The 13,370-nt window shown below is 70.3% G+C and carries 14 protein-coding genes; 1 reads left to right on the top strand and 13 read right to left on the bottom strand.

The genetic code is table 11. The features are described 5' to 3' along the window. Positions 1-177 precede the first annotated feature (177 nt). From glpK to ACFQRJ_RS15960, 3 genes are all read right to left on the bottom strand, one after another. Complete coding sequence (glpK, locus tag ACFQRJ_RS15970; protein ID WP_377020211.1) at positions 178-1,713, bottom strand: glycerol kinase GlpK; 1,536 nt, start codon at positions 1,711-1,713, stop codon at positions 178-180. 149 nt (positions 1,714-1,862) lie between these two features. Continuing rightward, positions 1,863-2,582, bottom strand: a complete 720-nt coding sequence (locus tag ACFQRJ_RS15965) for an MIP/aquaporin family protein (protein WP_377020210.1) — start codon at positions 2,580-2,582, stop codon at positions 1,863-1,865. A 125-nt stretch (positions 2,583-2,707) separates the two neighbouring features. After that, the gene (locus tag ACFQRJ_RS15960) at positions 2,708-4,453 is read right to left on the bottom strand and encodes a glycerol-3-phosphate dehydrogenase/oxidase (protein ID WP_377020209.1); all 1,746 of its coding nucleotides are present in this window, start codon (positions 4,451-4,453) and stop codon (positions 2,708-2,710) included. A 105-nt stretch (positions 4,454-4,558) separates the two neighbouring features. Here ACFQRJ_RS15960 and ACFQRJ_RS15955 point away from each other — a divergent pair, with 105 nt between their 5' ends. Next, a complete protein-coding gene (locus ACFQRJ_RS15955) occupies positions 4,559-5,518 on the top strand; it encodes a sugar-binding transcriptional regulator (RefSeq protein ID WP_377020208.1) in 960 nt (319 codons plus the stop codon). A gap of 262 nt (positions 5,519-5,780) precedes the next feature. Here the strand turns inward: ACFQRJ_RS15955 and ACFQRJ_RS15950 are convergent, their stop codons facing one another. The 10 genes from ACFQRJ_RS15950 to ACFQRJ_RS15905 form a co-directional block, all read right to left on the bottom strand. Beyond that, complete coding sequence (locus ACFQRJ_RS15950; RefSeq protein WP_377020207.1) at positions 5,781-6,380, bottom strand: ASCH domain-containing protein; 600 nt, start codon at positions 6,378-6,380, stop codon at positions 5,781-5,783. 220 nt (positions 6,381-6,600) lie between these two features. Beyond that, positions 6,601-7,473, bottom strand: coding sequence for a formate dehydrogenase accessory sulfurtransferase FdhD (fdhD, locus tag ACFQRJ_RS15945; RefSeq protein ID WP_377020206.1), 873 nt, complete (start codon positions 7,471-7,473; stop codon positions 6,601-6,603). A gap of 128 nt (positions 7,474-7,601) precedes the next feature. Further along, on the bottom strand, positions 7,602-7,982 hold the full coding sequence (locus ACFQRJ_RS15940; protein WP_377020205.1) for an ArsR/SmtB family transcription factor: 381 nt from the start codon (positions 7,980-7,982) through the stop codon (positions 7,602-7,604). 71 nt (positions 7,983-8,053) lie between these two features. Continuing rightward, the gene (locus ACFQRJ_RS15935; protein ID WP_377020204.1) at positions 8,054-8,548 is read right to left on the bottom strand and encodes an SRPBCC domain-containing protein; all 495 of its coding nucleotides are present in this window, start codon (positions 8,546-8,548) and stop codon (positions 8,054-8,056) included. Between the two features lie 183 nt (positions 8,549-8,731). After that, positions 8,732-9,202 carry an SRPBCC family protein gene (locus ACFQRJ_RS15930; RefSeq protein ID WP_377020203.1) on the bottom strand — a complete coding sequence of 157 codons (471 nt, stop codon included), beginning with the start codon at positions 9,200-9,202 and terminating at the stop codon, positions 8,732-8,734. 151 nt (positions 9,203-9,353) lie between these two features. Next, positions 9,354-10,190: an SDR family oxidoreductase gene (locus tag ACFQRJ_RS15925; RefSeq protein ID WP_377020202.1), complete on the bottom strand. Its 837-nt coding sequence runs from the start codon at positions 10,188-10,190 to the stop codon at positions 9,354-9,356. Next, positions 10,190-11,140 (bottom strand): ABC transporter substrate-binding protein, encoded by a 951-nt coding sequence (locus ACFQRJ_RS15920; protein ID WP_377020201.1) that lies wholly within the window; start codon positions 11,138-11,140, stop codon positions 10,190-10,192. The genes ACFQRJ_RS15925 and ACFQRJ_RS15920 overlap by 1 nt, the downstream gene beginning before the upstream one ends. 94 nt (positions 11,141-11,234) lie before the next feature. Next, positions 11,235-11,906: an ABC transporter permease gene (locus tag ACFQRJ_RS15915; protein WP_377020200.1), complete on the bottom strand. Its 672-nt coding sequence runs from the start codon at positions 11,904-11,906 to the stop codon at positions 11,235-11,237. Next, positions 11,903-12,553 carry an ABC transporter permease gene (locus ACFQRJ_RS15910; RefSeq protein WP_377020199.1) on the bottom strand — a complete coding sequence of 217 codons (651 nt, stop codon included), beginning with the start codon at positions 12,551-12,553 and terminating at the stop codon, positions 11,903-11,905. The genes ACFQRJ_RS15915 and ACFQRJ_RS15910 overlap by 4 nt, the downstream gene beginning before the upstream one ends. Beyond that, the gene (locus ACFQRJ_RS15905; RefSeq protein ID WP_377020198.1) at positions 12,550-13,368 is read right to left on the bottom strand and encodes an ABC transporter ATP-binding protein; all 819 of its coding nucleotides are present in this window, start codon (positions 13,366-13,368) and stop codon (positions 12,550-12,552) included. Before ACFQRJ_RS15905 ends, ACFQRJ_RS15910 begins: the two co-directional genes overlap by 4 nt. Positions 13,369-13,370 lie beyond the last annotated feature (2 nt).

The raw sequence follows: 13,370 nt of genomic DNA, 5'->3' as shown, positions 1-13,370 counted from the left end.
TGCACGGAACGCCTCGCGTGGAGCACCCCCTCCAGCGGACCGGTATCCATGTCGGATTCCGGTCCGCTGGGAGGGGGTGCTCCACGCGGCGCGCGGTCACAGCCGCGCGGCCGCGCATCGGCGCGCGGTCACAGCCGCGCAGCCGTGCAGCCGCGCGGTCACAGCCGGGCAGCGGCGTCAGCCGAACAGCGCCTCGGTGTCGTCGTCGACCCAGTCGAAGGTGCGCTCGACGGCCTTGTTCCACAGGCGCAGGTACCGGTCGCGGGTCTCGGAGTCCATGTCGGGCTCCCAGCGCTTGTCCTCGGCCCAGTTGTCGATGACGTCCTGCTCGCCGTCCCAGAAGCCCACCGCGATGCCGGCGGCGTAGGCGGCGCCGAGCGCGGTGGTCTCGATGACCTTCGGGCGCACGACGGGCACCCCGAGGATGTCGGCCTGGAACTGCATGAGGGTCTCGTTCATGACCATGCCGCCGTCGACCTTGAGCTCGGTGAGGTCGACCCCGGAGTCCGCGTTCATGGCGTCGAGCACCTCGGCGGACTGGAACGCGGTCGACTCCAGCGCGGCGCGGGCGATGTGGTTCTTGTTGATGAACCGGGTCATGCCGACGATGGTGCCGCGGGCGTCGGGCTTCCAGTGCGGGGCGAACAGGCCGGAGAAGGCGGGCACGATGAAGCAGCCGCCGTTGTTGTCGACCTTCTTGGCGAGGTCCTCGATCTCCGGGGCCTCCTTGATGATGCCCAGGTTGTCTCGCACCCATTGCACCAGCGAGCCGGTCACCGCGATGGAGCCCTCCAGGGCATAGACCGGCTTGTTCTCGCCGATCTTGTAGGCCACCGTCGTCAGCAGCCCGTTCTCGCTGCGCACCAGCTCCTCGCCGGTGTTGATCAGCATGAAGTTGCCGGTGCCGTAGGTGTTCTTGGCCTGGCCGATCTCGAAGCAGGCCTGGCCGAAGGTGGCCGCCTGCTGGTCGCCGAGGATGCCGGCGATCGGGGTGTCGATGAGCAGGTCGTTCTTGCGGCCGTGACCGTACACCTCGGAGGAGGACTTGATCTCCGGGAGCATGGAGAGCGGGATGCCCATGTCCGCCGCGATGTCCTCGTTCCAGTCGAGGGTGTCGATGTTCATGAGCATCGTGCGGGAGGCGTTGGTGACGTCGGTGACGTGCACGCCGCCGTTGAGGCCTCCGGTGAGGTTCCACAGCACCCAGGCGTCGGTGTTGCCGAACAGCAGGTCGCCGGCCTCGGCGCGCTCACGGGCACCCTCGACGTTGTCGAGGATCCACTTGATCTTGGGGCCGGAGAAGTAGGTCGCCAACGGCAGGCCCACGCGCTCTTTGTACTTGTCGGGACCCTCGTCCCCGGCGAGCTCGTTGCAGATGCGCTGGGTGCGGGTGTCCTGCCAGACGATCGCGTTGTAGACGGGCTCACCGGTGTTCTTGTCCCAGACCACGGCGGTCTCGCGCTGGTTGGTGATGCCGACGGCCGCCAGCTGGTGGCGGTTGATGTCGGCCCCGGTCAGCGCCTGGCCCACGACGGTGCGGGTGTTGCGCCAGATCTCCACCGGGTCGTGCTCGACCCAGCCGGACTTGGGGAAGATCTGCTCATGCTCCTTCTGGCCGGTGGCGACGATCTGGCCGCCGTGGTCGAAGACGATCGCGCGGGTCGAGGTGGTGCCCTGGTCGATCGAGAGGATGTACTGCTGCTGGTCGTTCATCGGGACTCCTTCGTGTGATGAGCGGGTTCTTCTGAAAAGGGTGACGCGGTGCGTCGTAGGCGGGGAGGAGGCTCGGGCCGGACATCGAGGCCCGGATCTCGGGACTCAGGTTTCGAGGTCCGGGGTATCGAGGCCCGGGATATCGAGGCTCAGAACGCCATGCTGACGACGCCGGCGAGGATGCCGCCGAGCAGCGGGCCGACGATCGGCACCCAGGAGTAGGCCCAGTCGCTGCCGCCCTTGTGCGGGATGGGCAGGATCGCATGGGCCAGGCGGGGGCCGAGGTCACGGGCCGGGTTGATGGCGTAGCCGGTGGGACCGCCGAGCGAGGCGCCGATGCTGACCACGAGCAGGGCCACGGCCAGGGGGCCGAGTTCGTTCGGGGTGTTGCCGAACATGATGATGATGAACACCAGCACGAACGTCCCGATGATCTCGGTGACGACGTTCCAGCCGTAGGAGCGGATCTCCGGGCCGGTCGAGAAGGTGCCCAGGATCGTGCCCGGGTCGGTCTCGGCGTCGTAGTGGGTCTTGTAGGCGAGCCAGCAGACGACGGCCCCGAGGAAACCACCGATTAGCTCGGCGGCGAAGTAGGCGATGGTGTTGGCGACGGTGATCGGGATCCCGTCGGCGTATTCACCGGCTCCGCTGGAGAGCAGTCCGACGGTGACCGCGGGGTTCAGGTGCGCGCCGGTCTTGTACGCGGTCCAGACACCGGCGAAAACCGCCAGGCCCCAGCCGAAGTTGATCAGCAGCCAGCCGCCGCCGTTGCCCTTGGTCTTGCCCAGGATCACGTTGGCGACGACACCACCGCCCAGCAGGGTGAGCATCGCCGTGCCGGCGATCTCGTAGAGAAAAATGGTTGCCATGGGTCCTCCTCATCGAGCGACCCCGCTGCGGTGCGGGGCCGGTGGCATCCGTCGGGGTGCAGGCAGAGGCCTGCGGAAACCCCGACCGGCGCCGGCCGAGGCTCGGCCGGCGCCCGTGACTGCGGTCAGGTCCGGGGCGGCACCTCCGTCGTCTCGGCCAGGCGCGCCGAGACGAGCTCGTCGCTGGTGGCGCGCTCGCCCTCGAGGCGGGCGGCGATGAACTCCCGGTAGGAGTCGATCTCGCGGCGGCGGGCGTCCTCGTCCCAGCCGAGGTCCGGGCCGACGAGGGCGGCGATCTCCTCGGCGGCGTCGGTCCCGCGGTCGGGCGTCTCGTAGTCCAGGCGGGTGCGGCGCTGGAGGATGTCGGCGAGGTGGCGGGCGCCTTCGGCGCGGACCGCGTAGAGCACCTCGGCGCGGAGGTAGCGGGCGGCGTGCTCGAGCGGCTCCCCGAGGGAGGGGTCCTCGTCGATCAGCGCGAGCACGTCGGGCAGCAGGGCGCCGTAGCGGGACAGCAGGCGTTCCATGCGCACCTCGTCGAACCCGTAGCGGGCGGCGAGGCGGTCCTTCTCGCGCTGCAGGGCGGTGAACCCCTGGGCGCCGATCACGGGGAGGGAGCGGGTGAGGCTCTTGCGGTCGGGCTCGGAGTCCTTCAGGGCGAAGTCGACGACGTCCTCGGCCATCACTCGGTAGGTGGTGTACTTGCCGCCGGCGATCGCCGATAGGCCCGGCTCGATCTCCATCACGGTGTGCTCGCGGGAGACCTTCGTGGAGCCGGAGTCGTTGCCCTTCTTGACCGGCTGGAGAAGCGGGCGCAGGCCGGAGTAGACGCCGACGACGTCCTCTCGGGTGAGGTCGTCGGCGAGCACGGCGTTGGCGTGCTCGATCACGTAGTCGATGTCCTCGGCGGTGGCGCCGACGGTGCGCGGGTCCTGGGTCCACGGGGTGTCGGTCGTGCCGATCACCCAGTACTCGTCCCAGGGGATGATGAACAGGACGGACTTCTCGGTCTGGGTGATGATGCCGGTGTCCGGGGCGGCGGGGATGCGGTCGCGGGCGACGGTGATGTGGATGCCCTTGGAGGCGAGCACCTCGAGACCGGCGTCGGCCCCGGCGAGCTCCTGCTGCTCCTGGGTCCAGACGCCGCCGGCGAGGATGGTCTCGCGGGCGTGGACCTCGAACTCCTCGCCGGTCTCCTGATCGCGCATGCGAGCACCGGTGACGCGACCGCGCTCGTCGTGGAGGTAGTCGATGACGGCGGTGTAGTTGGCGACCGAGGCGTCCAGCTGCGCGGCGGAGCGCACCAGCATCATCACGAAGCGGGCGTCGTCGACCTCGGCGTCGTAGTACTCCAGCGCTCCCACGGCCTTCTCGCCGTCCAGGGCGGGGAAGACCTCGAGCATCTTCTCGTGCAGGAGGTGGCGGTGCATGGGGACGGCGCGCTTGCGGCCGACGGACTGCATGGCGTCGTAGAGCATCACGCCGGAGCCGATGAAGGCGCGGTCGACGACCTTCTTGAAGAAGGGGAAGACGAACTTGATGGGCCGCACCAGATGCGGGGCGGTGTGCTCCAGCAGCAGGTCGCGCTCGCGCAGGGCCTCGGCGACCAGCTTGAAGTCGAGCATCTGGAGGTAGCGCAGGCCGCCGTGCATGAGCTTGGAGGAGCGCGAGGAGGTGCCATTGGCCCAGTCGCGCGACTCGACCAGGCCCACGCTCAGGCCGCGGGTCGCGGCGTCGAAGGCGGCGCCGGCGCCGTTGACGCCACCCCCGACCACGAGGATGTCCAGCGGGTTCTCCGCTGTCGCGGCGCGCAGGCGCGCCAGGTGCTCCGTCCTGTTCTCCGGGGTGAGGGCGGACCGATGCAGGTCGGACACGTGACGCTCCTTCGCGAATGACGACTTCTGTGACGACTCCGCTCATCGTCGAACCTCCGTGCAGCGTCGCGCAAGTGTGGTGCACGAACGTGCAAGACTGCCCGTATGACGCCGGGAACACGCCTCGAGACGGCCTTCGATGCTGCACGGATGTACTACGAGGAGGGCCAGACCATGGAGGCGGTGGCCGGCGCGCTGTCCGTCTCGCGCTCGACCGTCTCGCGACTGCTGCGCGATGCCCGCGAGGCGGGACTGGTGCAGATCTCCCTGCGCCCACCCAGCGATCACCGGGTCGAGGCGCTGCGGCGCCGGATCGCCCAGCTGTACGGGGTGACGGCGCACGTGATCGCTGCCGGCCCGGCCGACGGGGAGCGAGAACGCCTCGAAGCCGTCGCGGAGGCAGGGGCCGAGTACCTCGACGACATGCTGGAGCCGGGCATGACGATCGGCATGGCCTGGGGCACCACCATCGCTGCACTGGTGGGCGCCGTGGGCCCGCGCCCGGTGCCGGGGCTGCGGATCGTTCAGCTCAACGGGGCCATCAACACCGAGGGCTCCGGGCTCACCTACGTCTCCACGGTGCTCTCGCAGGCGGCGACGCTGTGGGACGCGACCGTCCACCACTTCCCGGTCCCCGCGTTCTTCGACTACACCGCCACCCGCGACGCCATGTGGCGCGAGCGTTCCGTCCAGCGCGTGCTGGAGACGCAGCGCCAGTGCACCCTGGCCGTCTTCAGCGTCGGCGCCTTCGACGCCGAGGTCCCCAGCCACGTCTACACCAACAACTACCTGACCAGCGAGGACCTCCGTTCCCTGCGGGCCGACGGCGCCATCGGGGATGTGTGCACGGTGTTCCTGCGGGCCGACGGCTCCTTCCGCGGCATCGACATGAACGCCCGCGGCTCGGGCCCGGACCCGTTCCAGCTCACCCGCATCCCCCGCCGGCTGCTGCTCGCGGCCGGGACCCGCAAGGCCCTGCCGCTGCGAGCCGCGTTGCGCGCCGGGGTCGCCACCGACGTCGTGGTCGACGAGGTCACCGCCGCGAGCCTGCTGTCCCTGCGGTAGCGCGTCAGTCGTCCGCCGTGACCAGCCCCGACAGACTGCCGGTGTCGATAGCCTGACGTCATGGGAACTGTATTCGTCGCACTGATGTGCCTTGCCGGCTCCCTCTGGGGTGCGCACTACGGCACGAAGCGACGGGAAGAGCTGGAACGGCTCGATCGGGAGCGCCGTTCACGCCGTCCCGGTGCGACATCCGCGAGTACCTCCTCACTCAGCGGTGCACGAGATGAGCGACCCGACGAGCCGAACAGCGGGACTCCGCGCCTCAGGACCCGCTGAGCGCCGAGGTTCGGTGGAGGACGCGGAAGCGTTCGCAGACCACCGGCATGTCGGGCGCGAAGCCACGCGGGGAGTACTCACGCCAGAACGTCTCGTGGACTCTCCGCCAGCTCCCCAGGGTGCGGTCGTCCTCACCCTCGGAGTGTGCATGGTCGTCGCTGACCTGGCCGAAGGGAACGATCTCGATCGCGGTCACCTCGAGCACCGCGCGCGGAATGCCGGCACCATCGAGGATGATCGAGAGATCGCCGACCGCAGGGATCGGCTCCCCGTCCTCCTCGTAGTCCCACAGCGAGGAGGCTGTTGCCGTCTTCCTTCCCTCGAGAACGAGCGCGAGCAGACCGTCGGCGTGCTCCCGGGTAGCACCGAATGCCCATGCCTCAGGAACCCCGGCGGGTAAGGACGGGCGCGCAATGCGGGCCTCCGCCCAGAACTCGGCGTAATCGGCGACGGCAGGTTCGACGCCGGTGACGGCGGGTTCGTGCGCGGCGGCAGCGGTGTCGTCGGCGGCGTCGGCGCCGGGGGTGTCCACGGAGGCAGCGGCAGTGGCGTCAGCGGCAGTGGCGAAGGCGTCGGCGGCAGTCACCCGCTGAGATTATCGCGCCACGGGACGATCGATGTGACGTTCGAGGCGGCGAGATTGCGCTCAAGGGACCCGACCGTCACATCCGAACGAGCCGGCCGGACGGACGCACCGCGCACCGGCCAACACCCAGCGGGATCGGCCCGTACCGACCGGCCCAGGAAGACCGGCCGGTACCGAGCGGCACCCCGGGACCAGCCGGCGCCGGGCGACTTCCGCGGGATCAGCCGGCGGCGTCGCGGAGGTCGAGGCGGTCGGGGTGGGTGTAGAGGTTCATGCGGCCATCGCCGTCCTCGTGGGCCCGCGTGAAGCCCACCAGGGTCATGCCGAACTCCTCGGCGGTGTCCACGGCCAGCGAACTCGCCGCGGAGACGCAGGCCAGCAAGGGGATCCCCGCCATGTACGCCTTCTGGGTGATCTCGAAGCTGGCCCGCGAGGAGACCAGGAGGAAGGTGTCGCGCAAGGGCAGGCGATCCTCGAGCAATGCCCAGCCGATGACCTTGTCCACCGCGTTGTGCCGGCCGACGTCCTCGCGCACCACCAGCAAGTTGCCCTCGAGGTCGACGAGAGCCGCGGCGTGGACGCCCCCGGTGCGGGCGAAGACGGTCTGCTCGGCGGACAGCGCGCGGGCGGCACCGAGGATGGTGCGCGGGTCGAGCGACCAGTTCTGCATCAGCGTGTACCGGCTCTTCTGGCGCACCGCATCGATGCTCTCAGAGCCGCAGACTCCGCACGCGGAGGTGGTGGTGAAGTTCCTCGTGGCCAGCGGCAGCAGCTGCGGACGCGTGGTGGTGAAGTCCATGACGTTGTAAGTATTGCGGGCGAAGCCGCTGTCGTCCTCGACCACGGCGCCGTCGCAGTAGCGGGCCTCGGTGATGTCCTCGCGGTGGGCGATCAATCCCTCACCGTGGAGGAAGCCGTGGATCAGCTCGACGTCGTGGCCCGGGGTGCGCATGGTCAGGCTCAGTTGCTGCCCGTTCAGGCGGATGTCGAGCGGCTCCTCGACCGCGACGTGGTCACTCTTGCGGCCCGCATACAGCGTGCCCTCGCGTACTCGGACCGTGCGGATCCGCGTCCTATCGGTGACCCTGCCCATGGTGTGAGCGTAGCCCTCTCACCTGCACAGTGGTCGCCGGCCCCAACACTCGGAGGCACCCGCGCGACGCGCGCAGCGACGCGAGGAGCGCGGCCACGCGGCGAAGGCGGCTGCCCGCGAGCGAGACCTCACGCCCCGGGGTCGGATGCCTCGGCCAGCTCCTTGATCCGTGCCAGTCGGCGGTCCCAACCGCGAGCGACGACGCCGAGCAGGTCGGAGACTTCCCGGATGCGAGCGGGGTGGACGTCGTGGACGCGGCGGCGGGCCTGCCGGGTGACCTCGACGAGCCCCGCCTCGTCGAGGACGCGCAGGTGCTTGGCGACGGCCTGACGGGTGAGGTCGAGGTCGCGCGCCACCGCCCCGGCGTCGTCGGGCTGCTCCGCCAGGCGCACGAGGATCCGCCGACGGGTGCGGTCGGCGAGCGCTGCGAACACCTCGTCGGCCCCGTCGGCGAGCAGACCGTCGAGGTCCCCCCGGTGACGCCCTGCCGTCGCCTCGGAAGCCGTCACGTGACGGGGCCCCGTGTGCCCGACGAGGCGATCGGGCGCGGCGGGTTCGCCGGCGGCTGCTTGTGGCGCGTTCACGCAGACGCTTCCGCGAGCGTCCGCGCCACGGCGAGCTCCTCGATCCAGCCCTTCGTGTTGTCCTCGAAGCGCTCGCGGCGCACGGCGGCGTCGGAGCTGATCTCCGCGAAGCCTCGCTCGCGCACAGTCAGCTGCACGCCGTTCCCGTCGGGCTCGATCGTGAACTCGACGGTGTTCTTCGGGCAGTCGTCGAATGCTCCGGCCTGGCCGCCGAGCCAGGTGAACACGGCGCGACGCGGCGGCTCGAGCGCCTCGATGCCGAGGGAGAACTCACCGTGGACCGGGTCGACCACTCGGGCGACGTCCCCGTCGATCTCGATCTCGTGCGGGCGGTACTCGCCGTCGTTGATGAACCATCCGGGTTCGCTGATGATGGCGAACACCGTCTCGGCCGACGCGTCGATGTGGATGCTGCGCATGATCTCGTCGGGGACGTCATCGGTCGTGAGGCGGACCTCGTCGCTGGGGGTCGCTGTGAGCTCGCTGGTCATGACTTCGCTCCTGTGCTCGGAACGCGACCACCCCGGCCGCGTGCGATCAGCGTGCCACGACTCGCGCCGTAGTGCAACCCGCCAATTGCACTACGGGGGTGGCACGACCGGGGCTGCGATACGGGGCAGCACGACGGACCTCGGGTCGCAGCCGGCACAGCCTGGGACGTCGTGCGCGCGAGGTCAGGGGTTGGTGACCGCAGCGGCGAGCTTGTTCAGCGACTCCTCCAAGTCCTCCTCCGGAACCCCGGGGAAGATCGGCAGCAGTTTCGGGTCGGTGACATCGGACCAGTCGTAGGTCAGCGTGACCTCGGTGGTGCCGGCGTCGAGGGGCTTGAGCTCATAGAGCCACTCCCAGCCGGGCACGTCGTCCGGGGACTCCTCGCGAGCGGGCTTCCACCCGATCATCTTGTTCTCGTCGAAGGCGGTGACGTGGTTGCGCATTCGGTAGTCACCACCCATGCCCTCGGCATACATATTCATCGTGAACTGCTCACCGGCCTTGGTCACGCGCTCGGTGTTCTCGGCGGAGCGGACCATGCCTGACCCGTCGACGTCGGGGTGGCGTGCAGGCAGGCTCAGCAGGTCGAAGAGGTCCTTGGCGGGGGCGTCGATGACGCGGCTGACGACGATCTTGTTCTCTTCCGTGGTCATACCGCCACCCTAGGAGGCCGCCGGCCGCTGCACGCGGTGTTCGGGAGGATCGTGACCGCCCGGTCCGGCCGTGGGCCGCGCCGCCGCCCACCCGTCCGATCGCAGGCACGGTGGCCGCCTCACCCCGCCTCACCGGGCAGCGGCGGCCGCCTCACAAGGGCGAGGCCACCGCCTCCGCGAGCGGGGTGGCCGGCCGGCCCAGCACGATGGCGACGTCGTCGCTGACCATGTCGAGCTGCCCCGAGGCGATCGCGGTGTAGGTGCTGATCCAGGCCTCGACCATCCAGTCCGGCACGCCGTAGGAGGCCCGGGAGGCGTGAGCTTCCTCGAGGGTCTCGTCGACGTAGCGGTACTCCTGCCCCAGCGCGCCGGTCATGATCGCGGCGGCCTCGTCCAGCGACACCGCGGCGGGGCCGGTGAGGTCGAGGGTGCGCCCGGCCCATCCGGAAGGGTCGCGCAGGATGGCGGCGGCGACCTCGGCCACGTCGGAGCGGGCCACGAAAGCGCAGCGGCCCTCAGCGCCCGGCCCGCGGATGGTGCGGTCCTCACCGGCGAAGTCCAGCAGCACGTCGGCGTAGAAGCTGTCCCGCAGGACGGTCCAGGCCATGCCCGATTCCTGCAGAAACTCCTCGGTCGCGCCGTGGTCCCGCGCCAGCGTGAACTCCGCCTCGGCCGAGGCGCCGAGGAAGGACGTGTAGACGAGGTGGCTCACGCCGGCATCGGCCGCGGCCCGGATCACGGTGCGGTGCTGCTCGATCCGGTCGGCGGCCTCCCCGGCGGAGACCAGGAACAGTACGTCGACGTCGGCGAAGGCGGTCCGGCACGCGTCGGCATCGGCGTACTCGGCGCGGACCACGTCGGCTCCCGCGATCTCCGGCGCCCGGCGCGGGCTGCGCACCACCAGTCGCAGGTCGGGCCCGAGGTCACTCAGCTCGCGGGCGACCGCGCCGCCGATCTTCCCGGTCGCTCCGGTGACGGCGATCCTCATCAGACCAGGCCCTTCTCGCTGAGCCAGCCGCTGGCGATGTCCGCCGAGGAGGCCTGGTCCTCGACGCTCTGACGGTTCAGCTCGATCAGGTCGTCGGGCGTCAGCGCCTCGATGACCGAGGTCATGGCAGCCTCGGCGGCCTCGTCGACCTTCTCGCTGACGACGGGGACCACGTTCTGCGGCAGGATCAGCGACTCCGGGTCCTCGAGGACGACGAAATCGTTCGCCACGATGGCCGGATCGGAGGTGTACAGATCCGCTAGCTGCACATCCCCGTCCGTCAGCGCCTGCACGGTCAGGGGACCACCGGAGTCCTCGACCGGGACCACCGTGATGTCGACGCCGTAGACGGACTTCACGCCCTCGGGCCCGTAGGGGCGGACCTCGAACTCGCTGTTGGCGGCGATCTTCAGATCGTCGATGCCCGCGAGATCGCCGATCGAGCTCAGGGAGTTCGCCTCGGCGAACTCGGACGTGGTGGTGTAGGAGTCCTGGTCGGTGGCCTCGGCGAACGGCAGCAGACGCAGGCCCTCCGGGAGCACCTCGCCGAGCGCGGAGTGGATCTCCTCGGGGCTGGCCGACGCGGCCTCGGAGTCGTAGAACTGCAGCAGGTTGCCGGTGTACTCCGGCAGCACGTCGAGGGCGCCGCTCTCGAGCTCCGGCATGTAGACCTCGCGCTGACCGATCTGGAACTGCCGGTCGACGGTGAGTCCTTCGGCTTCGAGGACCTGCGCGAACAGCTCGGCGACGATCTCGTTGGAGTAGTAGGCCTGGGATCCGATCACGATCGTGCTCGCGTCGGCCCCGCCGGAGCCGCCGCCGTCGGAACCGCCCTCTCCGCCGCTTCCCTCCTCGAAGGGGTCCGAGCTGCCGCAGGCGGCCGCTCCGAGGGCCACGCCGCCGATGCCGAACGCGCCGAGCAGACGGCGCCGGGTGCTGTGGATGGTCATGAGGATCCTCCTGGGGTGCGGGACAGCGGACGGGCGATGGAACGGTGGGCCGACGGGACGGGACGGTGGACCGATGGAACGGGACGGGCGGTGCTCAGGCGGGACGGGCACCGCGCGGGGAGGTGGCGCGCTGGATGATCAGCAGCGCGAGGTCGAGCAGCAGCGCGAGGGCGATCACCAGCAGGGAACCGGCGATCATCTGCGGATAGTCCTGGGAGCCGAGCCCGAGGAAGATGTAGCGGCCCAAGCCCCCGTTGCCGACGTAGGCCGCGAGCATGGCGGTGGCCACGACCTGCACCGTCGCCCCGCGGAAGCCGCCGATGATCAGCGGCATGCCCAGCGGGATCTCGACCCGGGTGAGGATCTGCCACTCGGTCATGCCCTGAGCGCGGGCGGCATCGACGGTGGCGGGGTCCGCCGATTCGACCGCGGAGTACGCCCCGGCGAGCAGGGAGGGCAGCGCCAGGATCACGAAGGCCAGCAGCGGCGCGGTCAGGCCGATGCCCAGCACGAGGGCGAACAGAGTGACCAGTCCCAGCGTGGGCAGGGCGCGGGCGGCCCCGGAGGCGGCGACCGCGAGCCCGGCGAACCGACCGGTGTGGCCCACCAGCAGGCCGATCGGAATGGCGATCAGTGCGGCGATCAGCACCCCGAGGGCGGTGTAACCGAGGTGCTCGAGGGTGCGCACAGGGATGCCGGAGGGGCCGCTCCAGCGAGCGGGGTCGGCCAGCCAGACGAAGGCCTCGCCGTAGGGATTCTCGTTCACGGCCGGCTGACCACCTTCCGCCGGGTCCAGGGCATCAGCGCTCTGCCCAGCAGCACCAGCAGCGCGTCGGTGAGCAGGGCCAGCGCTGCCGTGAGCACCACGCCGGCCGCGATCTCCGCCACGATGCCGCGGCGGAACCCGTCCACGAAGAGCATTCCCAGGCTGGGCACTCCGAGCACGCCGCCCACGGTGACCAGCGAGATGGTGCTGACGGCGACAACGCGCACGCCCGCCAGCAGCACCGGCCCGGCCAGCGGCAGCTCGACCTGCCAGAACCGGGCCAGCGGGGCGTACCCCTGTGCGGTGGCGGAACTGAGCACGTCGCGGTCCACGGAGCGGAACCCGTCGGAGGCGGCGGGGACCATCAGGGCCAGGCCGTACAGCGAGAGCGCGACGATGATGTTCACGGGGCTGCGCACTCCGGTGCCGATGATGCCGGGCAGCAGCACGAACAGCGGCAGCGAGGGGATCGCGTACATCAGTCCCGACGCGGTGGTGACGCCCGGCCGCAGCCAGCCGGTCAGGTTGGCGAGCTTCGCGATCGGCAGTGCCAGCACGAGCGCGATAAGGATCGGCGGCAGCGCCTGGACCAGGTGGGCACCGGTGCGCGCCGCGAGAACGTCGAGGTTGGCGAGCACCCAGCTCACGACGGGGTCTCCAGCACACCGGCCGCGCGACCGTCGGCGTCGACCACGACATCGCGCCCGTCGACCTGTTCGACGTGGAGGGTGCGGGCCCCGCGGTCGGCGCCGACGAAGCTGGCCACGAACTCGTCGGCCGGATCGGCGAGGATCTCCTGCGGGGTGCCGACCTGGGCCACGACACCACCGGGCTTGAGGATGACGACGCGGTCGCCGACCAGGAACGCCTCGTCGATGTCGTGGGTGACGAACACGATCGTCTTGCGCAGCTCCCGCTGCAGGCGCAGCAGCTCCTGCTGCAGCTCACTGCGCACGATCGGGTCCACTGCACCGAAGGGCTCGTCCATCAGCAGGATGTTCGGATCGGCCGCGAGGCCACGGGCCACGCCGACGCGCTGCTGCTGACCGCCGGAGAGCTGGGCGGGATAGCGGCGGGCGAGGGCGGCATCGAGGCCGACCGTCTCCATCAGCTCGTGAGCGCGGCGGCGGGCCTCCCCCTTGGAGGTGCCGCGCAGCACGGGCACGGTGGTGATGTTGTCCAGCACGGTGCGATGCGGCAGCAGCCCGGAGGCCTGCATGACGTAGCCGATGCTGCGGCGCAGCGTCACGGGATCCAGGCTGGCCACGTCGTCCCCGTCGATGTGGACCCGACCGGAGGTGGCATCGACCATGCGGTTGACCATGCGCAGCAGCGTGGTCTTGCCCGAGCCGGAGGTGCCCACGAGCACCACCGACTCGTGGGAGGCGACGTCCAGGCTGAAGTCCGCCACGGCGACCGCGCCACCGGGGTACTCCTTGCGGATGTTCTCGAATCCGATCACCG

The sequence above is a fragment of the Brachybacterium sp. GCM10030252 genome (genome assembly GCF_042666535.1).
Taxonomy (GTDB): domain Bacteria; phylum Actinomycetota; class Actinomycetes; order Actinomycetales; family Dermabacteraceae; genus Brachybacterium.
The sequence above is the reverse complement of the archived record's forward strand: the minus strand, read 5'-3'. Positions and strand labels throughout refer to the sequence as shown.

What these genes read in the sequence shown, in the direction of transcription:
- glpK (WP_377020211.1), bottom strand. Translation starts at nt 1,713, where the DNA reads ATGAACGACCAGCAGCAGTACATCCTCTCGATCGACCAGGGCACCACC.
- ACFQRJ_RS15965 (WP_377020210.1), bottom strand. Translation starts at nt 2,582, where the DNA reads ATGGCAACCATTTTTCTCTACGAGATCGCCGGCACGGCGATGCTCACC.
- ACFQRJ_RS15955 (WP_377020208.1), top strand. Translation starts at nt 4,559, where the DNA reads ATGACGCCGGGAACACGCCTCGAGACGGCCTTCGATGCTGCACGGATG.
- fdhD (WP_377020206.1), bottom strand. Translation starts at nt 7,473, where the DNA reads ATGGGCAGGGTCACCGATAGGACGCGGATCCGCACGGTCCGAGTACGC.
- ACFQRJ_RS15935 (WP_377020204.1), bottom strand. Translation starts at nt 8,548, where the DNA reads ATGACCAGCGAGCTCACAGCGACCCCCAGCGACGAGGTCCGCCTCACG.
- ACFQRJ_RS15930 (WP_377020203.1), bottom strand. Translation starts at nt 9,202, where the DNA reads ATGACCACGGAAGAGAACAAGATCGTCGTCAGCCGCGTCATCGACGCC.
- ACFQRJ_RS15925 (WP_377020202.1), bottom strand. Translation starts at nt 10,190, where the DNA reads ATGAGGATCGCCGTCACCGGAGCGACCGGGAAGATCGGCGGCGCGGTC.
- ACFQRJ_RS15920 (WP_377020201.1), bottom strand. Translation starts at nt 11,140, where the DNA reads ATGACCATCCACAGCACCCGGCGCCGTCTGCTCGGCGCGTTCGGCATC.